Here is a 24,444-nt window from a genome sequence, read left to right as displayed (position 1 = left end):
CACTAAAGTTGTTCTCCCGCCGTGTTGTGGCGCGCCTCCTGCCTGCGCCGCTTCGCCAACCCGCCTGAGCCTGGAGGTTCGGGGATGAAGTCGTTGGTTGCCGCTGGTTCCGGTTGTCTGGTATTGCTCGCCATCGCGTCGCTCGATCGGTCGTCCGATCCGCGCGTGGATCGCGCGCCTGCCGATGCCGCAACTGCGCCCACTGTGTCTGGCACACCTACTGTGCCCGTCGCATATGATGGTTCTTATGATCGTTTCGTGGATGCCGTGACGGCGCCCACGACTGCTGCTCCTGCGCGCGCGACGGGTCATCCGGTGCTGCGCCCAGGTGCCACCGTCATGAACAGCGCGGCGCTCGACGCCGTCGTGAAGAAGAGCTGTGCGGGTTGTCACAGTGACTCGCGCAAGCAGGGCAACCTCTCGTTGTCCAACTTCGATCTGGCCACCATCGGTCAGACGGCGCCCGATGTGGCCGAGAAGATGATCAACAAGCTGCGCACCGGGATGATGCCTCCCCCGGGACGGGCCAAGCCTGCCGGCGATACGCTGCAGGTGTTGATGGAAACGCTCGAGCGCAGCATGGATGCCCGGTACGCGGCGAATCCGAATCCGGGTTCGCGCGCGTTTCAGCGTCTGAATCGTGCCGAATACGAGCGCGCGGTGCGCGACGTGCTCGGGCTCGAAATCAAGGCCAGCTCCTGGCTGCCGCTCGACACCAAGAGCGCGAACTTCGACAACATCGCGGACGTGCAGATGCCGTCGGCGACGCTGCTCGATTCCTACCTCGATGCGGCCAGCGAAATCAGCCGTCTCGCCGTGGGTGATCCGAAGGCGAACGTCTCCACCAGCACCTACAAGATTGCACGCCTCGCGTCGCAGCTTGTGGAAGTGGACGGCGCCCCAGCGGGCACACGTGGTGGCACCTCGGTGACACACAACTTCCCGGCCGACGGTGAGTACGTGTTCACGGTGGCGCTGCACGCGATTCCGACGGGTCAGTTGTTTGCGTCCACGGCGCCGTTCGATGAGAAGATCGAAATCGCGGTGAACGGCGAGCGCGTAGCCATTCTCGATATCGATCGTGGCATGTCGCAGGCCGATCCGCAGGGCATGGACATCCGCACCAAGCCGGTGCTGGTGCGTGCCGGCCCGCAGCGGATCTCCGCCACCTTCCTTCGCACGTTCGAAGGACCGGTGAACGACAACATCACGCCGCTCGGTCACAGCATCGCCGACACCCAGATCGGTGCGCAGTCCGGCATCACGGTGCAGGCGCACATCCAGAACTTCGCGGTCACCGGCCCGTACAATCCGACCGGTGTGTCCGACACGCCGACGCGCCGCAGGATCTTCAGTTGCCGCCCGCTGGCCGCGACGGAAGCCCGTCCGTGCGCTGAGCGCATTGTGCAGCGCCTTGGCGCGCAGGCTTACCGTCGTCCGCTGTCGGCGAACGACGTGAAGGGACTGATGGCGTTCTATGACGAAGGCGCGAAGGACGGCGGCTTCGAGCTCGGTGTGCGTCAGGCGCTGGAAGCGATGCTGTCGAGCCCGCACTTCATCTTCCGTATCGAAGAAGTGCCGGCCACCGCGAAGGGTTCGGTGGCCGTGGCCGGCCTCGATCTCGCCTCACGTCTGTCGTTCTTCCTCTGGGGCGCGCCGCCCGATTCACAGCTCGTGGCTCTGGGCCGCAGCGGCCGTCTGCAGGATACGACGGTGTTGCTGGCGCAGACCAAGCGTCTGCTCAAGGACCCGCGCTCGATCGCGCTGTCCACGCGGTTTGCCTCGCAGTGGCTGCGTCTGCAGGACGTGGAGCTCGTGCACCCGGATGCCAACCAGTATCCGGACTTCCGCGAGCAGTTGGCTGATGAAATGGTGGAGGAGACCGAACTCTTCTTCAATCACATCGTGCGCGAGAACCGCAGTGTCCTCGATGTGTTCTCGGCCGACTACACGTTCCTGAACGAATCGCTGGCCAAGCACTACGAGATCCCCGGCGTGGTTGGGGCGAATTTCCGGAAGGTCACGTACCCGAAGGAATCGCATCGTGCCGGTATCCTCGGTCATGGCAGTGTGCTCACGCTGACGTCGGTGGCCAACCGCACGTCGCCCGTGCTGCGCGGCAAGTGGGTCATGGAAGTGCTCATGGGTTCACCGCCGCCACCGCCGCCGCCGAACGTGCCTGACCTCGAAAAGACGGGCGAAGCCAAGGACGGCCGGATGCTCACCACGCGTGAGCGCATGGAAATGCACCGCGAGAACGTGTCGTGCAATTCCTGCCACCAGTTCATCGACCCGATCGGTCTGGCGCTCGACAACTTCGACGTGATGGGTCGCTGGCGCATCCGCGAAAACGGCACGCCGCTCGATACGCGTGGTGATTTCTACGATGGCACGAAGGTGTCGAGCCCCGGTGAGCTCCAGGCCGCGCTGCTCAAGCGCCCGGTGCCGCTGATGCGCTCGTTCACGCAGAACCTGATGGCGTACGCACTGGGTCGTCGCGTCGAGTACGCGGACGCACCGGCCGTGCGCAAGATCGAGGTGGCGGCCCGCGCCTCGAACTACAAGATGCACGACTTCATTTACGGTGTGGTGAAGAGCGACGCGTTCCGCAAGCGGAGCCTGGTCGCCCACGCCACGCCGGCGACGCACGAAACCATCCCCACGCCGGCTGACAGCCGGACTCGCTGATTCGCTCGACTTTCAACTGACTCGGAGACACAGCTATGTACTTCTTGAGCGGAAAGGCGATGCCCCGCCGCCAGTTCCTGCAGGGGATGAGTGCCACGATTGCGCTGCCGTACCTCGACGCGATGATCCCGGTGGGTCGTCGTGGTCTGTTCGATGCCAAGGCCGCTCCGCGTCTCGTGGCGATCGAAATGGTGCACGGCGCCGCCGGTTGCAACGAATGGGGTGCCAAGCAGAACCTGTGGTCGCCGGCCGCGGCGGGCAGCAAGTACGATCTGTCGCCGACGGCGCTGACGTCGCTGGAGAACTACCGCGACTACCTCACGATCATCAGCAACACGGATGTGCGTGAAGCGGAACCCACGTCGCCGAATGAAATCGGTGGCGATCACTTCCGTTCCAGCGCCGTGTACCTGACGCACATGCATCCGAAGCAGACGGAAGGTTCGGATGTGAAGGTGGGCACGTCGCTCGATCAGATGTACGCCAAGCGGTATGGCCAGAGCACGCCGATCCCGTCGATGCAGCTCTGCATCGAGAACGTCGATCAGGCCGGTGGTTGCGCGTACGGTTATGCCTGCGTGTACACCGACTCCATCTCGTGGGCGTCGCCGAACGAGCCGCTGCCGGTGATTCGCGATCCGCGCGTGGCGTTCGAAAAGCTGTTCGGCGTCGGCGGCACGTCGGCCGAACGCGCGGAGCGTCGTCGTACGCGCCGCAGCATTCTCGATTTCATCTCGGGCGAAATGTCGGGCCTCAAGGCCACGCTCGGACCGGAAGACAAGCACCGTCTCGATCGCTACCTCACGGACATCCGTGAAGTCGAGCGTCGCATTCAGGCGGTGGAAGCGCGCAACTCCAGCGGTGAAGTGCGCGAACTGCCCGAAGCACCGGCCGGCGTGCCCGATTCGTTCGCGGATCACGTCAAGCTGATGTTCGACATCCAGGCCCTGGCATTCGCGGCCGACATCACGCGCGTGTTCTCGTTCAAGATGGGTCGCGACGGCTCCAGCCGTACCTACCCGGAAAGCGGCACGGACAAGCCGTTCCACCCGGCCTCGCACCATGGCGGCACGGAGCGCGGCGTGCGCGACTTCAACACGATCAACAAGTATCACGTGTCGATGCTGCCGTATTTCCTGGACAAGCTGAAGAGCATTCAGGAAGGCGAGTCGAACATGCTCGACAAGACGATGATCCTCTACGGCTCGCCGATGGGTGACTCGAACCTGCACAACCACCGCCGTTGCCCGCTCCTCGTGCTGGGCAAGGCGGAGAACCGCCTGAATGGCAACCTGCATATCAAGGCGGCGGATGGCACGCCGATGGCGAACGCGATGCTCAGCATGATGCACACGCTCGGCATGGACGACCTGACGTCATTCGGCGACAGCAACGGTGTCCTCAACCTCAACAGCGCCAATGCCTGATTCCCTTCAGCAGTCGCAGCGCGCGCCATTGTGGCGCGCGTCGCGGGTTGCGGTTGGCGCGGCGGCTTGCATCGCTACGCTGACTCTTGGAGCGGCTCGCGAGAACCCGGTCGAGGCCCCCGTGGCCGACGCCGTCATGCGCGGCGACAGCGCACGTGTACGTGCGTTGATCAAGCAGGGCATGGATGTGAACGCCTCGCAGCCCGACGGCATGTCGGCGCTGCACTGGGCGGCCCAGCGTGGTGATCTGAACGCTGCGCAGATGCTCGTGTATGCGGGCGCCCGCGTGGATGCGGTCACGCGCAACGGCAACTACACCCCGCTGCATCTGGCGGCGCGTGGTGGACGGGCGAGTGTGATCAAGGTGCTGCTGCAGAACGGTGCCAGCACCACCGCCTCGACCACGTCCGGTGGGGCCACAGCGCTGCATTTCGCAGCCGGTCACGGTGATTCCGCCAGTGTCGCGGCGCTGCTCGACAAGGGCGCCGTGGTGGATGTTCGGGAAGCGGCCTGGGGGCAGACGCCACTGATGTGGGCGGCTGCCTACAACCGCGTGGCCGCGCTCGACATGCTGATCAAGCGTGGCGCCGGTATCGAAGCGGCTTCCAAGATCGAAGATGTGCCGAAGCAGGAACGCGAGCTTCGTACGGAGATGGCCGCTCGCAATCGTCGCGTGGCGGCGCTCAAGGCGGCAGAATCGCCGCTCGCGCCCACCACGGTGACGCCGAACATCACGCCCGTCGCTGCAGCTCCCGCTGCGCCGGCGGCGGCTCCAGTATCAGCGGCTCCGGCTCCGGCTCCTGCCGCGCCGGCTCGTGGCGCTCAGGTTGCGGCCAACGCGCCGGCAGCACCGGCGGCGAGTGGCACGGCGCCGGTGGGTCGTGGTACACCGCCGGCCGCCGGTACCCGCGCTGCAGGTGACTCGGCTGCTACACGCCCCGCCACGGGCTTCCAGCAGCGTGGTCCGTCGTACGGTGATCTGATCGGCAACAAGGGTGGTCTGACGCCGCTCCTGTTCGCGGTGCGCGAAGGCAATGATGAAGCGGTGGCCCATCTGCTGGCCGCCGGTGCGCAGATCAATCATGTGAGCGAAGGCGATCATACCAGCCCGCTGCTCATGGCCATCGTCAACGGACGCTTCGACATGGCCAAGATGCTGATGTCGAAGGGTGCCGATGTGAAGCTGCAGAGTGATGCCGGCGCCGCGCCGCTGTACGCGGTGATCAACACGCAGTGGGCGCCGAAGTCACTGTATCCGCAGCCCACGGCGCAGTTGCAGCAGAAGGTGTCGCACCTCGAGCTGATGGAGAGCATGCTCAAGGCGGGCGCCGATCCGAACGTGCGCCTTAAGAAGCACCTGTGGTTCATGTCGTACAACTTCGATCTGCTCGGCGTGAACACCGTTGGCGCGACGGCCTTCTGGCGTGCCGCGTACGGCCTCGACGTGCCGGCCATGAAGTTGCTCATGCAGTATGGTGCTGATCCGAACATTCCGACGATCAAGCCGACGGGTCGCCTGCCCGGTGATGATTCACCGGAAGAAGGTGGCGCTGGTGCGGATCCGTCAGGTCTGGCGCCGATCCCGGATGGCGGACCTGGTGTGTACGCGCTGCACGCGGCGTCGGGCGTGGGCTATGGCGAAGGGTTTGCGGCCAACGCGCATCGCCATGCACCGGAAGCCTGGATGTCGTCGGTGAAGTACCTGATCGAGGAGCTCAAGATGGATCCCAATCAGCGCGACTTCAACGGCTACAATCCGCTGCACCACGCGGCTGCGCGTGGCGACAACGAGTTGATCCAGTACCTCGTGTCGAAGGGCACCGATATCACCGCGGTCAGCCGTCGCGGTCAGACCACAGCCGACATGGCCAACGGCCCGGTGCAGCGCATCACACCGTTCCTCGAGAGCGTGGACCTGCTGGTGAAGCTCGGCTCGAAGAACAGCAACAAGTGCAAGTCCTGCTGATCCTGATCAGCGCAGTGTGATACGAAAAACGCCCGATGCGCATGCATCGGGCGTTTGCGTTTCTCCGCTGTTTCAGTCGTCGTGACTCAGCTCGTACTGGTGCTGTGCATGCATGCGTTCGGCGCCCTGCGCCTTGTCGCGGCGCTTGGCGGCGGCGAGCGCCTTGCCATGCGTGCCGGACGTCTTGATCGCTGGCACCGACAGCAGCTTTTCGATCGTGACCGCACCACAGGCCGGGCAGGCGGGTAACACGTCATTACGCACGAGCGCATCAAAGGTGTGCTCGCAGGAGGTGCAGACGAAGTCGAACATGGGCATATTGACGTCTCCCGTAGAAGTACCTGAATCCCGGATCGAAATCGGAGGATAGTGATGCTGCGCACGCGACGTTCCACCCTGACCCTGATGTCACTCGCACTGTCGCTGGTGGGTGCCTCCACCCTCACCGCGCAGGCGAACCCAGCGCGTCAGGTGGTGGTCGGTGAGGGCCAGCGTGTGAGTGCTACGCTCTCCCCCGGTATCCGCGTTGGCAACATGATCTTCGCGTCGGGGCAGTTGGGCACCTCCCCGAATGATACCACGATTGCCGGTCAGACGACCCGGTCGCTCGAGAATACCGAGAAGGTCTTCAAGGCCGCCGGCACGACGCTGGCCAACGCGGTGAAGTGCACGGTCTTCCTGACCGACGTGAAGGACTTTCAGGGCATGAACGGTGCCTACACGAAGTTCTTCCCGAGCAACCCGCCCGCTCGCTCCACGGTGGTCGTGGCGGCTCTGGTCGTGCCCAGCGCCAAGGTCGAGATCGAGTGCCAAGGCATGATTCCGTAATACCCGCTGTCCTATTGATCTTCGGCCTCTCCAACTGCCGACTGCTCCCTCTAGAAACCAATGACGCCGTGGAACCGAGACCTGGTTCCACGGCGTCATTGGTTTCTAGAGGAAACAGGGAGCAGTTGGAGAGGCCGAAGGGAGCAGGACAGCCGATTTCACAGGCTGTCCTGCAACCTCTTACTGCCTACTCAACGGGCGGGCCATACGGGGCCCTGGCTGCCCCGCTTCACCGCGCCAATGCCCTTGTAGCTGAACTTCTGAAGGCGCTTGCCTTCGTAGGTCTCGGTTGTGTAGATGTTGCCCTTCGAGTCGGTGGCAATGCTGTGCACGGCAAAGAACTGGCCCGGCTGGCGGCCGCCGTCGCCGAACCACGTGAGGATCTCGAGCGACTGCCGATCCATCACATACACCCGCTCGTTTTTCCCGTCGGCCAGATAGAGGTACTTCTGCGCCGCGTCGCGTGAAAACGCGATGTCCCACACCGAGCCATCGCCACGGGTGTTGGGGGCCACGCGCACTTCTTTCACGAAGCTGCCGTCCTTGCGGAACACCTGGATGCGATCGTTGGGCCGGTCGCACACGTACACCAAACCATCAGACGTGGGCTCGGCGCAGTGTACCGGATTGCGGAACTGCTGAATGAGCGGCGCTGACGGATCGTACGGCGGCGTCCGGGCGTCATCGGGCTTGTTGCCGTAGGCCCCCCAGTACCGCTTGAGCTTTCCGGTGCCCATATCGAGCACGGCCACACGCCGGTTGCCGTAACCGTCCGATACGAACGCCTCGCCCGCCTTGGTATCGAACGAGATCTTGGCGACGCGCCCGAAGTGGGTGCTGTCGTTGCTGTTGGCCGCCTTGCCGGGCGTGCCGATCTGCGCCAGGAACTTGCCGTCGCGGGTGAACTTGAGGATGTGTGAATCGTTGGCGCCATTGCCGCCGATCCAGACGTTGTCCTTGTCGTCGAGCGTGATGCCGTGGTTGGACGACGGCCATTCATAGCCCGCGCCAGGACCGCCCCAGGCACGCACGAAGTTGCCTTGCGGATCGAATTCCACGATCGGTGGCGCTGACGAGCAGCACTCATCCACAGCGCCCTTGGCGGTGGATTCCGTACGCTGGTTGAGCGTGGAATCGCCGCGGTGGATGATGAACACATGATCGCGGCTGTCCACGCCCACACCGATCACCGAGCCGAGGATCCAGTGGTTGGGCATGGGCCGCGGCCACAGCGGGTCGACTTCGAATCGTGGGGCTTGTACCGTCTGTCGACTATCGGCCTGCAGCGTGGTGTGCAGACCGCCAAGCGCCGCGAGGGCCACGAGCAGCGCGGTCCAGCGCGCTGAGAGGCGGACCTTCCGCATCGGGTGCTCCGTGAGGTGGGGCCCCGTGTTCAATTCCGGGGCGGGGAGGTAAGTTCTTGCGGAAGTTACCCGCCCGTCCCCACCTGTCCAGCAACGTGCAGTTGCGCGTGTCGTCTCCCTCCCGAATCACAATCGCGTTGCTCGTTGCGTTCGTGGTGAGTGTCTTCCCACGATCGACGGCTTCGGCGCATGAAATCCCCAGACACGTGGCGGTGCGGGCCTATGTGGCGCCGCTCCCGGACCGCGTGCGTCTGCTGGTGCGCATTCCCATGGACGCCGTGCGCGACGTGGAGTTCCCGTTGCGCACGGATGGACCGCGCGATGGGGCCGTGGATGTCGTGCGCCTCGCGCCCTTTCTACATGATGCCGCGCGGCTCTGGGTCGCCGATGGGATTCGACTGCGCGATGGATCCACCGCACTGCCCACGCCCGAAATCGTGGCCGTGCGGGCTGTGCTGCCGGCGGACCGGGCCTTCGACAACTGGAGCACCGCGCTGACGGCTGTGCAGACGCAGGCGCTGGCCGATTCGGTACGCATTCCGCCCCTGCAGCTTTCACTCGACGTGCTGCTCGACGTGCCGATCACGAAGCCGGTGACGGATCTGGTACTGGAGCCGCAGTGGGCGCATCTCGGCGTACAGACCACCACCGTGATGCGTCTCGTGTTGCCGAATGGGGTGAAACGCTATTTCACATGGGATGGCGATCCGGGAGACGTGCGGCTCGATCCGTCGTGGTGGCATGCCGCCTCCCGGTTTGTAGGGCAGGGCGCGCTGCACATGTTCGGTGGTATCGATCATGTGCTGTTCGTGTTGTGCCTGGTGCTGCCGTTTCGACGGGTGCGTCCATTGATCGGTATCATCACGGCGTTCACGCTCGCGCACTCCATGACGCTGGCGGCCGCGGCGCTGGGCTACGCGCCGGACGCACAATGGTTTTCGCCGCTCGTTGAAGTGGTGATCGCCGCATCGATCGTGGTGCTGGCGCTCGAGAACATCGTGGGGGCCAAACTCGAGCGTCGATGGATGATGGCGTTCGTATTCGGCCTCGTGCACGGATTCGGGTTTTCGTCTGTGCTGCAGGAAGAACTGCAGTTTGCCGGCGGTCATCTGCTCACGGCGCTGGCGGCGTTCAATGTGGGCGTGGAGCTGGCGCAGGTGGCGTTGTTGCTCGTGGCCGTGCCGGTGCTCGACTATGTCTTTGCCAAAATGATCCCCGAACGTCCCGGTGTGATCGTGGCGTCGGCCTTGATCGCCCATGAAGCCTGGCACTGGATGGGTGATCGCAGCGCTGCGCTGCAAGGGATGACGCTGGCCTGGCCGGCGTTTGATATCGACTTCTGGCTCGTGGTGATTCGTGTGGTGATGATCCTGCTCGTGCTCGTGGGTTTGATGTGGGCGTTGTCCGGAGTGATGTCACGATTGCAGCAACCCAAAGGGGCGGTGCAGAAGATGCCGGTGCTGCTCATGCTGTTGCTCCTCGGCACCGCGTTGTCAGGTCGTGCTTCGGACGTGCAGGCGCAGGCCGCGCCACGCTCCACCATGGCCGGTGTGTACACCGCCGCGCAGGCGACCAAGGGCAAGGAGGTTTTTGCCAGTTCGTGTCTGGGGTGCCATACGACGGCGTCGCATATGGGCACCGCGTTCGAACTCAAGTGGTTCGGTCGGCCACTGTTCGATCTGTACGACTACCTGAGCCAACTGATGCCGAAGACCGCACCGGGCACGCTCACGGAAGACGAGTATGTGTGGGTGACGGCGTACATCCTGCGGCTGAATGGCATGCCGGCAGGCAAGACGGAGTTGTCGGCCGAACCGGCATGGCTCAAGGCGGTACGCGTGGATACGGCGAAAGCGCCGACTGCGCGCGGTGGGGAACACACTGAACGCAACAGGGAGTGACGATGACGCGTCGTGGGACCGCGAAGCTCGTGGCACTGGCAACGGTTGCCGCAACAGTGGGAGCTGCTCTCCTCGTGCAGGCGGGCACGTCGACGGCGCAGCCGGGCAAGCCGATTGCGCGCGGCAATGCGTACGGCGAATGGCGGCACTGGGGCGCTGATCAATGGAGCACCCGCTACTCGCCGCTCGAGCAGATCACCGCTCAGAACTTTGATTCCCTGCAGGTGGCGTGGGAGTGGAAGGGGGGTGCGTTCGGCAAGGACGAGTACTACCGCACCACGCCGTTGTATGCCAACGGTCGCCTGTTCACGGTGGCGAGCACGCGCCGCGTGGCCACGGCGCTCGATCCGTCCACGGGCGAGACGTTGTGGATGTATCGCCTGGATGAAGGCATCCGGTGGCAGAAGGCACCGCGCCAGTTTGCGGGGCGCGGCGTGTCATACTGGACCGATGGCACCCGTGAACGGGTGCTGCTCGTGACGCCGGGATATCACCTCGTGTCGCTCGATGCGAAGACGGGCAAGCCCGATGCCGCGTTCGGCAAGAGTGGTGTTGTCGATCTGATGGAAGGGCTGGGCTACCCCATGGTGCCGCTGGCCGTTGACGACTCAGGGCCGCTGATCATCTCGGATGCGGCGCCGTATCGCAAAGCCAAGCCGGGCGAAACATGGGACCCGGTGAAGAAGATCGGCGCCGATGGCACGGTGGGCATCGAAAGCCAGATCGCGGCGAGTTCTCCGGCGATGGTGGTGGGCAATGTCCTGATCGTCGGCAACTCGTCGATTCACGGTTATTACCCGATCAAGGCGAGCAATCCGATCGGCACGGTGCGCGCGTTCGACATTCCGACAGGCCGCTTGCTGTGGAAGTTCAATCTCATTCCGCAGCCGGGTGAGTATGGCGCCGACAGTTGGAAGAACGGCTCCAAGCAGGGCACGAAGGGCGTGGGCAAGGTGGATGCGTGGGCACCGTATGCAGCCGATGAGCAGCTTGGTCTTGTGTACATCCCGGTGGGCATGCCGCTCATGGACGAATACGGTGGTCATCGTCCGGGCGACAATCTGTTCGGCAACAGCCTCGTCGCTCTCGACGTGAAGACGGGCAAGCGGAAGTGGCACTTCCAGATGGTGCACCATGACATCTGGGACTACGACGCGCCGATGGCACCCAACATCATGGATGTCACGGTGGACGGTCGTGCCCGTAAGGTGGTGGCGCAGCCGACGAAGCAGGGTTGGCTCTATGTGTTTGATCGTGCCACGGGTGAACCCATTTGGCCGATCGAGGAGAAGCCGGTGCTGCAGAGCGGCGTGCCGGGTGAAAAGTCGGCACCGACGCAGCCCATTCCCTCCAAGCCGGCGCCGTATTCGCAGCAGGGGTTGGTGGAGGCCGATCTGATCGACTACACGCCCGCCATCAAGGACTCCGCGCTGGCACTGGCCCGGAAGTGCCGTATGGGACCGTACTACATCCCACCGGCGGCCAACGATGGCAAGGACAGCACCGGCTTCCGCTGCGCGTGGTATGCACCGGGTGCGAGTGGTGGCGTGAACATCGATGGTGGTGCGACGGTGGACCCGGAGACGGGGCTGTTGTATCTCGCGTCGATCACCGGATTGAGCACCACCGCCTTGGCCAACGATCCGTGCTCGGAATTTGCCTACAGCTCACCGGCTGCCAACTGTGGACTGATTGGTGCGTTGCCTGCGCCGGCCGGCTACAAGCGGCCGGAGAATGTCGGTTTTGCAGGACGCGCCTCGGGCTCGATGATCGGCGGCATCTCCATCGTGAAGCCGAAGGAGTACGGCGGCATCACGGCGTACGACATGAAGTCCGGTGACAAGGCCTGGTGGATGCCAAACGCGGGCTTCATCAAGCAGACCAGCCGCGATCCGATCTGGAGTGGTGTCACCATCCCGCCCCTTCCGGGACGTGGGCAGGCACAGGCCATCACCACCAAGACTTTGGTCATCTACGGCACAGGGCGCAGCGGTGGCTTGCCAGGTGAACCGGCCAAACTCTTCGCGCTCGACAAGAAGACCGGCAAGCAGGTGGGCGCGCTGGAAATTCCGGCCAAGACCACGGCCGTGCCGATGACATTCCTGCACAAGGGCGATCAGTACATCGTCTTCGCGACCGGCGCCGAGGAGAACACCAGCCTCGTGGCGCTGAAGTTGCCGCGCAAGCGCTAGGCAGAGATCGGGAATAACAAAAAAAAACAGCGGGGGGAACACAGAGCACACAAAAACAGGCGAGATGGCACAGATACAACCAAGAAGTTTTGTATCTGTGCTGATCTGTTTGTTTTTGTGTGCTCTGTGTTCCCCCCGCTGTTTCTCGAGACTACTTTTTGCGTTCGTAGCGCTTGAGTGCCTTCTGACCGACCTCTGCACCATAAATGTTGCCGGCCGCATCAACAGCCACGCCTTCTGCACTGGAGGTGCTGGGCGGCTTGGCTTCCGGGTCGGGAATGAACGCGGTGACCACGCCGGTGCGTGCACTGCCGATGCGGATACCGCGCACCCAGGCGGCGTGTGGCGGGTTCACCGAGCCCGATTCTGAATCGGCCACATAGATCGAATCGCGTGCGTCGATCCAGATACCGCTCGGGCGGCTGAACTGGTACCAGGTGTCGAGCACCTTGAACTGTTCGTCGACGATCAGGATGCGGTCATTGCCACGATCACCGATGAACAGACGGCCACGCGAATCGATGGCGAGTGCATGTGGCTGGTCGAGCTGCCCCTCGCCTTTGCCGAAGGTGCCCCAGGTTCGCTTGAGCTTGCCCTGCTTGTCGAACACCAGCACACGGGCGTTCGCACCGGCGCGCGACGAATGGCCCTCAGCGACATAGATGTCGCCGTTGCGCGCCGTGATCACCGCATTCGGCTGCCAGAAGAACGCGCTGTCCCGGCCGCCGCCCGGCGCGCCGAGCGTCATCAGTAGATCGCCCTTCGGTGAGAACTTGTAGATCTGGTGCCCCTTGCCCTGCGGAGCCGGTGCGCCACCGCCACCCGTGCAGGCACAGTCGACCACCCAGATGTTGCCGTCACGGTCCACATGAATGCCGTGCGGTGAGAGAATCATGCCCGCGCCGAACGACGTCACGAGCGTGCCCCGTTCGTCGAACTTGAGCACCGATGGCAGCGTCGAATTGGCGCAGGAATTCACGCCACAGCGTTCGGCGACCCAGATGCTCTTGCCATCCTTGTCGATCGCGACGGCGCTGGTGGAACCCCAGGTGCGACCACTGGGAAGCTTCGCCCACCCCTCGACCGTCTGGAACGGATTGGGGCGGTCGTTGACGGCAGGCATGGAGGGGCTGGACTGCCCCATCGCCGGGGAGGCGAATGCGGCGAGGGCCGCGGCCACAGTAAGACGACGCATGGAAGGCGGGAGGGAGGGACGGGCGTCGGTGCGAACGGCAACAGAATCAGGAACATGGATGACCGGCCGGCACTCGGCAATGTACGAATCGACGGCAGTGATATTGCGCGACCTGTCCCGACACGCCAGCCTTCCCACACGCTCGCGGCCGCATCGACGTGTCGACCGGGCAACCACCTTGTCTACCGTTCTCGTGCGCGATCTCACACAGGGCTCCATCCCGAAACACATCGTGCGCCTCGCGCTGCCGATGGCGGCCGGGATGATCTTCCAGACCCTCTATTTCCTGGTCGACCTCTGGTTTGTCGCCAGACTCGGGGATGCGGCCGTCGCTGGGGTGGGCGCGGCGGGCAATGTGCAGTACATCGTCATGGCGCTCACGCAGGTGCTTGGGGTCGGCACCATGGCACTCATTTCACACGCCGTCGGTCGGAAAGATCGGGACGACGCCAACCTGATCTTCAATCAGAGTGTGGTATGGGCCGCCGTGTGCGCCGTCGTCACAGTCATCGGTGGGTATCTGCTGTGTGAGTACTACATGAGTACTGTCGGCGCCGATGCGGCCACGCACGATGCCGGTGTGACCTATCTGCGCTGGTTCATCCCCGGACTCGGACTGCAGTTCGCGCTCGTGTCGATGGGCGCCGCGCTGCGGGGCACCGGCATCGTGAAGCCGATGATGCTCGTGCAGATTCTCACCGTCATCCTGAACATCGTGCTCGCACCGGTGCTCATCGCCGGTTGGGGTACGGGACGGGCCCTGGGAGTGGCAGGCGCCGGCCTGGCCAGCACGATTGCCATCGCCGCCGGTGTATTGCTCATGCTGGGCTATTTTTTTCGGCTCGAGCACTATGTGTATTTCCAGCGGGCGCTGCTCACGGTGCGCATGGATGTGCTGCGGCGGATGCTCAAGATCGGTGTGCCGCCGGGGGCGGAGTTTGCGTTGATGTTCGTGTTCACCGCCGTCAACTACTATGTCATCCGTGACTTTGGCGCGGCGGCGCAGGCGGGCTATGGTATCGGCGCGCGCGTCATGCAGTCGATCTTCCTGCCCGCGATGGCGATCGCGTTTTCCGCTGCGCCACTCGCCGGCCAGAACATGGGGGCTGGGCATCTCGATCGGGTGCGCGAGACGTTCCGATGGGCGGCGATCTTGGGCAGTGCACTCATGGTGGTCCTGACGCTGGTGTGTCAGTGGCACCCGGAGCTCTTCGTGCAGGGTTTCACCAACGAAGCGGCGGTCGTGATCGTGGCGGCGGAGTTCCTGCACATCATCTCGTGGAACTTCGTCACCACCGGTATCAACTTCACGTGCAGTGGCATGTTTCAGGCACTTGGCAACACCTTGCCATCCTTGCTCAGCAGCGCGTCCCGTCTGCTGACCTTCGCCCTGCCGGCCCTGTGGCTGTCCCGTCAGGCGTCTTTCAAGCTGCGCCACCTTTGGTGGCTCTCGGTGGTCACGACCATGGTGCAGGCGGTGTTTGCGGTCTGGCTGCTGCGCAACGAACTCGCGCGGCGTGAAGCCGTGAAACGCGAAACGGTGCCCGCGTGATGGCACAACATCCGACGACGGCCGTTGGCGCGAGACTGCGCCGATTCGCTGGAGGGGCTGCCGCAGCCCTGATGTTCACCGCCGGCTGCGCACCCAAGGGATCGACCACCCCGTCGCAGACCGCGATGCAACTGTACGCCATGCTCGATGCTCTCGGCGTGCGTGGGGTGCCCGATGAAGACGCGTTGCGTGCGTTGCGTCCGTTTCTCACCGACTCGCTCGCCGATGCCCTCGCTCATGCCGATGCAGAACGGCGGGTGGCGGTGCAGGAGGCGCCCGACGACAAGCCACCGTTTGCCGACGGAGATCCCTTCAGCAGTCTGTTCGAAGGACGCACCGAGGCGCGCCCCGACACGGTGGTGATGCGCGGTGACACCGCACTGGTGGTCATGGCATTCTCCAACAAAACACAGCGTCCGGCGGTGAATTGGCGCGACACGATTGTGGTGACCCCGTTCAATGGTCGTCTGGTGGTAGCCGATATTCGCTACGGCGCTGGATGGGAGTTCGGGTTCACGGGACGGCTGCTCGAGGTGTTGTACAGCGTGCCATGATGCACAACGGGGCGAGCCGATAGCGGCACGCCCCGTTGGTCATTCGCACACTGCGTTTCCGCGTGCGACTGGCGTTCAATTGCCCCGCAACAGTCGCACGCCGCCCGAGCCGGTTTCCACGCGCAGCCGACCACGACCATCGCCGATGGTTCCGTGCAACTCGCGCCGCGCGAAGCGGTTGGTGGTGATCGGGAAGTCCGTGGTGATGCCACCGCTGCCGGTTTCGATATCGACCGTGGCGCCGAAGTTGGATGGCACGGTGATGGTCACCGATCCGGAGCCCGATTCCACCGAGACGGAACGCGGCGACTGCCGGAGATCGAGCGTGACACCGCCACTGCCGGCGTCCACACTGATCGATCCGGCGGACGTTTCGGCGAGTCGCACGCCGCCCGAGCCGATATCGATGTCGAGCCGCTCGCAGGCCGCACCGATCCCGGTCACACTGCCAGAGCCTGTATCGATGGAGCAGTCATCGGCTTTCACGCGATCGAAGGTCACACCGCCCGAGCCGGTGTCCAGTCGCAGCGATGTACCGCGCGTATCACGCACCACGATGCTGCCGGAGCCGTTGTCGATATCCAGGTTACCCTGCACACGCTCGGCCGTGATGCGCGCCGATGCCGCATCGAGTGAGAGGTCGGCATCCACATCGTAGGCCTTGAGTTCGCCCACGAGGAGATTCGCGTCGAATTTCTGACCGTCCGGCACGAGCACACGAATATCGGCCCAGGCTTCGAGACCATTGCCCCGCGAACTGATGCGCACCCGACGACCATCACGCCATCCGTTGTCACCGCCCCAGGTGCCGTCGGAACGAATGCGTGAATCCGTCGACCCCCAGGACCGTTCACCACCACGATCATACACGATCTGATCGTCGGGATAGATCACGCGCAATGTGGGGATACCACGCACGTCGCCGGTTTCGATGCGCAGTTGGCGTGCATCCGCACCACGGCGCGTGATCTCGAACTCCACGCTGCGTCCTCGACCTCGTTCAATACGGACCTCACCCACGAGATTGTAGAGGGCCACGCGACTCCCACTCAATGTCTGACGCTCGGTTTGTGCGGCCAGCGGACTGAAGACGGGGAACACCGCCACCAGCAGTGCACTCGCGACGGTGCCGGCGATGACCATGGCCGTGGAATGCGGGGACCGCGTGGCCGAGCTGCCGATGTCGGCGCGGGGGCTGGGGCGGGTGGGCAGGATTCGGGGCATGAGACCGGGAGTGGCAGTGGATTGCACCCTGACAGGACCGCGTCGGCCGTGGCAGGTTTCAGTTGAGGAAGGGCAGGGCGCTGCGGTCCTGCCAACGTTTCGACAGAGCCTTCCGTCAGCAGGGTTTGAACGGACCGCCGATTCCGTTCATGCGTTGCCCCAGGCGTGTTTCCCTCCCCACGACGCTTCCCTCCTCCCCGACCATGCTCTCTCGCCGCTTCTGTGCTTCCATCGCGCCGGTCGCCGCCGTATGGCTGGCGCCCCTGTTGCCTTCATCGGCGGGCGCGCAAGGCGTGGTGTTGCCGGCCACGCCAGCCGTCATCGACTCCACGGATCCCGTGGCGCTGATGGTGTCGCAGCTCGAACTCGGGCGCTACAAGGCCACCATCAAGGGACTCACGCAATTCGGTGACCGCCGCCAGGGCACCAAGCGCAACCGCGACGCCGTGGATTGGATCGAGGCACAGCTCAAGAGCTACGGCTGCACCAACACCGAGCGTATCACCTACGAGTACAATCCACCCGCGCCGACCCCGCGACCGGCTGCTGCGGCCGGCGCACCGGCCAATCGGCCACCGGCCAATCCTGTCGCGGCTGGTGGTGGTCGCGCTCGCGGCATCCGCACTCGGACGGGCGTGAACAACGACTCGCTTCGTCAGACCGATCCACGTCTACGCGCCCTGAATGCCGAGCCGAGCACGCCGGGGATGCGTCAGGAAGTGTATTGCACGAAGGTGGGCACCACCCGTCCCGACGAGATGTACATCGTCGGCGGACACATGGATGGTATCGGTTGGGGCGAAGCCGCCAACGATGATGCGTCGGGCTCGGCGATTGTCATGGAGCTTGCGCGCATCTTTGCCGATCCCCGAGTGCAGACCGAACGCTCCGTGCGTTTTGTCCTGTGGAACAATGAAGAGACCGGACTCAATGGTGCGCGCGCATACGTGGACCAACGGGCCAAGCTGCAGGGCATCGAAGAACCAAAGGGATCCGGCAAGTACCCGGAACCGAAGTGGCTTGGCATGATCCAGCACGACATGATGATGTTCGATCATGGCATGCCCAAGGCCGATGGCAGCATCCCGAAGGATCAGCGTCCCGAAGCGGATGTGAACATCGAGTTCCAGTCCAACTCGAAGATGGCCGCGAAGTCGGCAGAGCTCGCGTGGTTGCTGCACGGCGCCAATGCGAAGTATGCGACCGATCACCCCGCGCAGGTGGGGCCGCACATGACGAACACCGATTCTGGACCGTTCCAGGATCTCATCGCGTCGGTGAGCCTGCGAGAGAACGAACGCGGAACGCAGGTGGGCAGTGGGTGGGATCCGCACTGGCATCAGCCCACGGACCTGTTCATCACCTTTAGTGACGCCGATTTCCGTCTTGGTCTCAATGCGGCGCAGACGACACTGGGTGCGGTGGCGAAGCTCGTTGGTGCGACGGTGAAGAAGTAGAACGCAATCGGGTCAGCGCGTGTCCGTCACCATCGGCGGCACGCGCGTGGCCCACGGGCGTGCCTGTTCCAGTTGTCCGGCCACGCGGAAGAGTGTGGCCTCCTCACCAAAACGACCCACCACCTGCGTGCCGATGGGCAGTCCCTCGGCATTCCAGTACAGTGGCACGGACATGGCCGGTTGCCCCGTCACGTTGAACAACGGCGTGTACGGCATGAAGGCGAACACCTTCTTCGCCGTTTCGTCGAGCAGGCCGGCCATGCGCAGGGCACCACCGAGTCGCATACGGCCAAACAGCGCCAGCGCAAATCGTTCGGCCCCGCTGGGCTGCAGCGCTCCGATCGGGAACGGCGGCATCGCCACGGTGGGCGTGATCAGCAGATCGTAGCGCGTGAAGAATGCGCCCACGATGCGCCCGGCGTGCTGCAGGCGTCGCACGCTGACGGCGTAGTCGGAGGCACTGAAGCTGCGTCCGACCAGCCCCAACGCCCACGTCGCCACTTCCACATCGTCCGATCGCGGAGCACGGCGCAGTTGGTCGCCAAGCCATTCGATATCGGCTCGCGCTTCCGCGGCCACGATCGTGAGAAAGTCGCGGGCGAGTGTGCGGCCGTCCAGAACAGGAGCGGCGCGCTCAACGTCATGACCGAGTCCCGACAGCAACGATTCGGCATCGGTGAGTGCGGCATCACAATCCGGATGCACCACGTCGCCAAAGAATGGCGTGGACGTGACCGCGATGCTCAGCGGGCCGGGATCCCGCGAGACTTCGTCGAGATAGCGGCCGTTGAATGTGGGCATGGCTACCGGTGTGCCCACGTCTTCACCCATGGTGGCATCGAGCATGGCCGCACTGTCACGCACCGACCGGGTGATGACATGCTCCTGCACGAACCCACGCCACGAGTCACCGATGTCGGGGCCCATGGGTAGTCGGCCGCGCGAGGGTTTGATCGAGAACACGCCATTGCACGAGGCGGGAATGCGCAGCGAACCGCCGCCGTCACCACCATGGGCAATGGGCACCATGCGGGCGGCGACCGCCGCACCGGACCCGCCACTCGATCCACCTGGCGTACGCTCCACATTCCAAGGACTCCGTGCGGGGCCGAGGGCTTCACTTTCCGTGAACGGTGTGAGGCCAAACTCCGGCGTGTTGGTCTTTCCCACGAACACCGCGCCAGCACGACGGTAGCGCGCCACGAGTTCGGTATCGGATGGTGGGATGACCTGCTGCAGTACGCGCGTGCCGGAGCTTGTTGGCACCCCGGCAATCGTCGCCAGCAGGTCTTTGATCAACATCGGGACGCCCGCGAACGGCGCATCGCTGGGCACGTTGGCGACCATCTGCCGAGCCAGCGTATCCAGCGGTCGCACTACGGCATTCAGTGCCGGATTTCGCAACGCGATGCGGGCCAGTGCGGCCTCCGTCACCTCCGCTGCAGAGAGTTCACGGCGGGCAATGAGATCGGCGAGCGCCAGACCGTCGAGCGCATCGTATTCGGGAATCGGCAGGGCCATGCGGAATGCTGCTCCGTCAATCGAGAAATCGCGAGGGGCCGACAACGAAGGGCAGCAGGCAACGCGGCGCACGCAGTCCGAGACGTCGGCGCGCCACGGCGTCGTAGAGGGCATCGCGCCAGCGGCGAGGCAGACCACGGCCCAGGACACCGAGGACAGACCAGACACCGCCGAGGTAGTGCAGCACCGCCAGCACGGCATCGCTCTTCACCAACATGTGTGCCGGGCCTGAACGCTGCGGTTGCACCCACACCACGGAGTCGACACCCTGCAGCGCGGTCACTGCGGCCTGTGTGGTCCGTCCGAACGTGCCCTGCAACGGCGCAAAGTGCAGCGGCGGGCGACCGGCCCTGCCCGAGGGGCGTTCATGCGCCAGCACAAACTGCACCGATTCGGCGCAGACACCACATTCCCCGTCGTAGAGCAGCACCGGCGCGAGCGCCGCCTGCGGGGCGACCGCTGGGTCGGGGAAGGGGACAATGCCGGCCATTGGAGAAGTATAGGGGCTGGACCCGGGCGTCCGGTCAAGGCGTTGCGTGGAGCGATGGCACGGGCGAGCTTGCGCCCCATGATGAGATGGACAGGGGACGGATGGCGCTGATTTCGCTGCAAGAGGTGACCGTCGCATTCGGCGGGCCGGCAGTGCTCGATGGGGCGAATTTTGCCATCGAGCGTGGAGAGCGTGTCTGTCTGTTGGGCCGCAACGGCGCGGGAAAGAGCACGTTCATGCAGGTGCTCGATGGTACCCTCACGGCCGATCAGGGCATCGTCGTACGACAGGGTGGGGTCACGGTGGCGCGCCTCGAGCAGGATGTGCCACGCACGCTGACGGGCTCCATCTTCGACATCGTGGCGTCCGGCCTCGGCGAACGCGGGCGACTGCTGACGGCGTACCACGAGGCGTCGCAGCGCCTGAGCACTGATCACTCGGAGGCGGCGCTGGCGGAGCTCGATCGGCGTCACCGCCAGATCGATGCGGCCGATGGGTGGCAGTTGCACCGTCGCGTGGAGACCGTGCTGCAGCACCTGGCGCTCGATGCCGATGCGTTGATCGAGCAGGCATCGGGTGGACGCACACGTCAGACCCTGCTGGCGCGTGCCCTGGTCAGTGCGCCCGATGTGCTGCTGCTGGATGAGCCCACCAACCACCTCGATATCGATGCGATCGAGTGGATGGAGGAGTTCCTCATTGCCCAGGGTATCACGCTCGTTTTTGTCACGCACGATCGCGCGTTTTTGCGGCGGGTGGCCACGCGCGTGGTGGAACTCGACCGCGGCCAGCTCGTGGACTTCGGCAACAGCTACGAGACCTATCTCGAGCGCAAGGACGCGATGCTGCACGCGGAGTCGAAAGCCTGGGAGGATTTCGACCGTCGGTTGGCACAGGAGGAGGTGTGGATTCGCACCGGCATCCAGGCTCGTCGGACGCGCAATGAAGGTCGCGTGCGTTCGCTGGAAGCAATGCGGGTCGAACGTGGTGTGCGCCGGGAGCGTCTGGGCACCACGCGGGCGCAGGTGCAGGAGGCTGAACGCTCCGGGCGTCTGGTCATCGAAACGCAGGGCCTCACCTTCGCGCACGGTGATCGGACCATCGTCGATGATCTGAGCACCACCATCATGCGTGGAGATCGCGTGGGGCTCGTCGGTCCCAATGGCTCCGGCAAGACCACGCTCATTCGTTTGCTGTTGGGTGAACTGGCGCCACAATCGGGTTCGGTGCGACACGGCACCAATCTCGAGATTGCCTACTTCGATCAGTTGCGCGAGCAGCTCGATCCCGAACAGTCGGTGTTCGACAGCATCGGTGATGGCAGTGAATGGGTGCTCATCGGCAACGAACGCCGGCATGTGCACGGATATCTGCAGGACTTCCTGTTCTCCACCGAGCGAGCCCGCACCCCGGTGCGAGCTCTCAGCGGTGGTGAGCGCAATCGTTTGTTGCTCGCGCGGCTGTTCACGCGCCGTTTCAATGTGCTGGTACTCGACGAACCCACCAACGATCTCGACATGGAGACGCTCGATGTGCTCGAGTCGCTCCTGCTTGGCTTCGGGGGCACGGTGTTGCTGGTCTCACACGATCGTGAGTTTCTCGACGCGGTGGTGACCAGCACGCTGGTGTTCGATGCACCAGGGGCCGTGAACGAATATGTCGGTGGCTACTCAGACTGGCTTCGGCAGCGTCCTGCGCCGATCGAGGCCGTGCCCGCGCCGACGCGCGTGGCGAGCACGCCGGTGCAGCCGGCCACTGCGCCGTCGGCGAAGGAGAAAAAGCGCAAGCTGTCGTTCAAGGAGGCGGCGGAACTCGATGCGCTGCCGGATCGCATCACGGCTGCGGAAGTGGAGCGCGATCAGTGTTACCGTGACCTCGCGGATCCCACAGTATTGCGAGACGGCGCCCGCGTGGTGGCGCTGCAGTCGCGAGTGGCGGAGCTCGAAGCGTCGGTGTTGGCCATGATGGAGCGGTGGGAGGCCCTGGAGTCGTTGCGCTGACTCTTCGGGCGAGGCAAGTTCTGCGGCGGTCCGTCGGGTTTCCTGATGGACCGCCTTCACGTTGATGGTCCCTCACGTGCCCGGAGCTTGCCACGATGCGTGGTCGCACTGCCGTTTCTCATTCGATGATTGTTGCTGCGGCTTCAGCATTGACGCTGTGGTCGCATGTCGGTTCGGCACAAAGCGCAGGAATTCCCGCCACAACGCGGCAGGTGTTCCCCGCTGATCCGAAGGCCAGCGTGCCCGCCCTGACCTCGATCATGACGAGCACGTCGGGCGAGATGGCCGATATCATTTCCCGCTACTCGGCAGATGCGGGTGCCCTACAGCGTCGCTACGATACGCCGGACTCGCCGTCTCGCCGCAATCGGTTGCGCGTGTTTTACACAACATGGCGCCAGCGACTCACCGAGCTCGATTTCGGGAAGTTGTCGCAGGAGGGGAAGGTCGACTACGTGTTGCTCGACAATCACCTGCGATACCAGCTCGACCTCATGGGACGGGAGGACAAGGACCTCGCGGAGACGGCCGCGTTGCTGCCCTTTGCCTCGGCGCTGCTGAAGCTGCAGGAAGACCGCCGTGAGTTGCTGACCATGGACGGCCAGAAGGCGGCACGTTTGCTGGCCGATATCACCAAGCAGGTGGACAGCCTGAGGACGTTGCTCGAGCCGGTGCCCGCGCGACCAGCAGGAGACACCACCACCCGCGCAGCGCGGCCTGCGCCGCCACGGGTGTCGCGTACGGTGGCAAATCGGGCGGCCGAAGAGGTGGATCAGGTGCGCAATGTGGTGACCACCTGGTATCGCTACTACAACGGCTACGATCCACTGTTCTCGTGGTGGGTGAGCAACCCGTGGCAGCGCCTCGATGAGTCCCTGCGACGTTATGCGCAAACGGTGCGGCAGCGGCTGGTGGGGATTCAGGTCGCCACGGCGGCTCCAGCGGTCGCGACTGCGGCACCGGGTGGGGCAGGGGCCGCTGCGCAGGCGGCTGGGGCACGTAACGCGGCGGGTGCCAACGAGCCGATCATTGGTGACCCGATTGGCACCGAAGGGCTGGCCATGGATCTGCGCCATGCCATGATCCCCTATTCGGCGGAGGAACTGATTGCGATCGCCGAAAAAGAGTATGCCTTCAGTGAGGCGGAGGCCAAGAAGGCCGCACGCCAGATGGGGTTTGGTGACAACTGGAAGGCGGCGATGGAGAAGATCAAGGACTCCTATGTGGAGCCGGGCAAACAACCCGATCTCATTCGCGATCTGGCCAACGAAGCCGAGGCCTTCTTCGAACGGCACGACTGGGTGACCATCCCGGCGCTCGCGCGCGAGGACTGGCGCATGGAGATGTTGTCGCCGGAGCGGCAGCGCGTGAGCCCTTTCTTCCTTGGTGGCGAGAACATCCTCGTGTCGTATCCCACGAACGACATGACGGAAGAAGAGAAGTTGATGAGCCTCAAGGGAAACAATCCGCATTTCTCACGTGCGGTGGTGTTCCACGAGCTCAACCCGGGGCATCACCTCCAGGGGTTCATGACGGCGCGCTACAACGCACATCGTCGCATGTTCTCCACGCCGTTCTGGAACGAAGGCAACGCGCTGTACTGGGAGATGTTCCTGTGGGATCACGATTTCCATGTGCGCCCGGAAGACCGGCTCGGCGCATTGGCGTGGCGCATGCATCGCAGTGCCCGCATCGTGTTCTCACTCAGCTTCCATCTCGGCAAGATGACGCCGGAGCAGTGCATCGAGTATCTCGTCGACAAGGTCCCGTTCGAGCGGGCCAACTCCGAGGCGGAAGTGCGACGCTCGTTCAATGGCAGCTATTCGCCGATCTATCAGGCGGCCTATATGCTCGGGGGGCTGCAGTTCCGTGCGCTGTACAAGGAGCTGGTGATGTCCAAGAAGATGACCGATCGTCAGTTCCATGATGCGATTCTGCAAGGTGGTCCGATGCCCATTTCCATGGTACGTGCGCGCCTGGCCAAAACACCGCTCACCCGCGACGGCGCGGCACCATGGCGTTTCGCCGAGGAGTTGCCAGCGCCTCGGCCATTTCCGGTGAAATGATGACGATGGCGTTGAAGTG

General features: G+C 64.2%; 17 protein-coding genes. 11 read left to right on the top strand and 6 right to left on the bottom strand.

The window, feature by feature from the left end:
- The first annotated feature begins 84 nt into the window (after positions 1 to 84).
- Genes GAU_RS11930 through GAU_RS11920 form a run of 3 tightly spaced genes read left to right on the top strand, consistent with a single transcriptional unit; the run spans position 85 to position 6,081 of the window.
- Positions 85 to 2,688: a DUF1592 domain-containing protein gene (locus GAU_RS11930; RefSeq protein WP_052574404.1), complete on the top strand. Its 2,604-nt coding sequence runs from the start codon at positions 85 to 87 to the stop codon at positions 2,686 to 2,688.
- 59 nt (positions 2,689 to 2,747) lie between these two features.
- The gene (locus GAU_RS11925; protein WP_231847921.1) at positions 2,748 to 4,115 is read left to right on the top strand and encodes a DUF1552 domain-containing protein; all 1,368 of its coding nucleotides are present in this window, start codon (positions 2,748 to 2,750) and stop codon (positions 4,113 to 4,115) included.
- A complete protein-coding gene (locus GAU_RS11920; RefSeq protein WP_015894124.1) occupies positions 4,108 to 6,081 on the top strand; it encodes an ankyrin repeat domain-containing protein in 1,974 nt (657 codons plus the stop codon). The genes GAU_RS11925 and GAU_RS11920 overlap by 8 nt, the downstream gene beginning before the upstream one ends.
- A gap of 72 nt (positions 6,082 to 6,153) precedes the next feature.
- Here the strand turns inward: GAU_RS11920 and GAU_RS11915 are convergent, their stop codons facing one another.
- Positions 6,154 to 6,399, bottom strand: a complete 246-nt coding sequence (locus tag GAU_RS11915; protein ID WP_015894123.1) for an FmdB family zinc ribbon protein — start codon at positions 6,397 to 6,399, stop codon at positions 6,154 to 6,156.
- Between the two features lie 54 nt (positions 6,400 to 6,453).
- On the opposite strand from GAU_RS11915, the gene GAU_RS11910 reads away from it, so the two are divergent.
- Positions 6,454 to 6,909, top strand: coding sequence for a RidA family protein (locus GAU_RS11910; protein ID WP_052574403.1), 456 nt, complete (start codon positions 6,454 to 6,456; stop codon positions 6,907 to 6,909).
- 191 nt (positions 6,910 to 7,100) lie between these two features.
- Here GAU_RS11910 and GAU_RS11905 read toward each other — a convergent pair whose 3' ends face one another.
- A complete protein-coding gene (locus GAU_RS11905; RefSeq protein ID WP_015894121.1) occupies positions 7,101 to 8,273 on the bottom strand; it encodes a hypothetical protein in 1,173 nt (390 codons plus the stop codon).
- A 107-nt stretch (positions 8,274 to 8,380) separates the two neighbouring features.
- On the opposite strand from GAU_RS11905, the gene GAU_RS20935 reads away from it, so the two are divergent.
- The gene (locus tag GAU_RS20935; protein ID WP_156799008.1) at positions 8,381 to 10,174 is read left to right on the top strand and encodes a HupE/UreJ family protein; all 1,794 of its coding nucleotides are present in this window, start codon (positions 8,381 to 8,383) and stop codon (positions 10,172 to 10,174) included.
- Between the two features lie 2 nt (positions 10,175 to 10,176).
- On the top strand, positions 10,177 to 12,366 hold the full coding sequence (locus GAU_RS11895) for a PQQ-binding-like beta-propeller repeat protein (RefSeq protein WP_052574401.1): 2,190 nt from the start codon (positions 10,177 to 10,179) through the stop codon (positions 12,364 to 12,366).
- Positions 12,367 to 12,517: 151 nt separating this feature from the next.
- On the opposite strand, the gene GAU_RS11890 is transcribed toward GAU_RS11895, so the two are convergent.
- Positions 12,518 to 13,561 (bottom strand): hypothetical protein, encoded by a 1,044-nt coding sequence (locus GAU_RS11890; protein ID WP_156799007.1) that lies wholly within the window; start codon positions 13,559 to 13,561, stop codon positions 12,518 to 12,520.
- 193 nt (positions 13,562 to 13,754) lie between these two features.
- On the opposite strand from GAU_RS11890, the gene GAU_RS11885 reads away from it, so the two are divergent.
- Together GAU_RS11885 and GAU_RS20930 are read left to right on the top strand one after the other, a co-directional pair.
- Positions 13,755 to 15,113 carry an MATE family efflux transporter gene (locus tag GAU_RS11885; RefSeq protein ID WP_015894117.1) on the top strand — a complete coding sequence of 453 codons (1,359 nt, stop codon included), beginning with the start codon at positions 13,755 to 13,757 and terminating at the stop codon, positions 15,111 to 15,113.
- A complete protein-coding gene (locus tag GAU_RS20930; RefSeq protein WP_156799006.1) occupies positions 15,113 to 15,667 on the top strand; it encodes a hypothetical protein in 555 nt (184 codons plus the stop codon). The genes GAU_RS11885 and GAU_RS20930 overlap by 1 nt, the downstream gene beginning before the upstream one ends.
- Positions 15,668 to 15,742: 75 nt before the next feature.
- On the opposite strand, the gene GAU_RS11875 is transcribed toward GAU_RS20930, so the two are convergent.
- Positions 15,743 to 16,891 carry a DUF4097 family beta strand repeat-containing protein gene (locus tag GAU_RS11875; RefSeq protein WP_041265495.1) on the bottom strand — a complete coding sequence of 383 codons (1,149 nt, stop codon included), beginning with the start codon at positions 16,889 to 16,891 and terminating at the stop codon, positions 15,743 to 15,745.
- Between the two features lie 203 nt (positions 16,892 to 17,094).
- Between GAU_RS11875 and GAU_RS11870 the strand changes: the two genes are divergently transcribed.
- Positions 17,095 to 18,348 (top strand): M20/M25/M40 family metallo-hydrolase, encoded by a 1,254-nt coding sequence (locus tag GAU_RS11870; protein WP_015894114.1) that lies wholly within the window; start codon positions 17,095 to 17,097, stop codon positions 18,346 to 18,348.
- A gap of 12 nt (positions 18,349 to 18,360) precedes the next feature.
- On the opposite strand, the gene GAU_RS11865 is transcribed toward GAU_RS11870, so the two are convergent.
- Together GAU_RS11865 and GAU_RS11860 are read right to left on the bottom strand one after the other, a co-directional pair.
- Positions 18,361 to 19,869, bottom strand: coding sequence for an amidase (locus tag GAU_RS11865; protein WP_015894113.1), 1,509 nt, complete (start codon positions 19,867 to 19,869; stop codon positions 18,361 to 18,363).
- Between the two features lie 16 nt (positions 19,870 to 19,885).
- Positions 19,886 to 20,359 carry a thiol-disulfide oxidoreductase DCC family protein gene (locus tag GAU_RS11860; RefSeq protein ID WP_015894112.1) on the bottom strand — a complete coding sequence of 158 codons (474 nt, stop codon included), beginning with the start codon at positions 20,357 to 20,359 and terminating at the stop codon, positions 19,886 to 19,888.
- A gap of 101 nt (positions 20,360 to 20,460) precedes the next feature.
- Between GAU_RS11860 and GAU_RS11855 the strand changes: the two genes are divergently transcribed.
- Both GAU_RS11855 and GAU_RS11850 read left to right on the top strand, forming a co-directional pair.
- Positions 20,461 to 22,359, top strand: coding sequence for an ATP-binding cassette domain-containing protein (locus GAU_RS11855; protein WP_015894111.1), 1,899 nt, complete (start codon positions 20,461 to 20,463; stop codon positions 22,357 to 22,359).
- 95 nt (positions 22,360 to 22,454) lie between these two features.
- A complete protein-coding gene (locus tag GAU_RS11850; RefSeq protein ID WP_015894110.1) occupies positions 22,455 to 24,425 on the top strand; it encodes a DUF885 family protein in 1,971 nt (656 codons plus the stop codon).
- The last annotated feature ends 19 nt before the right edge of the window (positions 24,426 to 24,444 follow it).

Source organism: Gemmatimonas aurantiaca T-27 (assembly GCF_000010305.1).
Taxonomy (GTDB): domain Bacteria; phylum Gemmatimonadota; class Gemmatimonadetes; order Gemmatimonadales; family Gemmatimonadaceae; genus Gemmatimonas; species Gemmatimonas aurantiaca.
The sequence above is the reverse complement of the archived record's forward strand: the minus strand, read 5'-3'. Positions and strand labels throughout refer to the sequence as shown.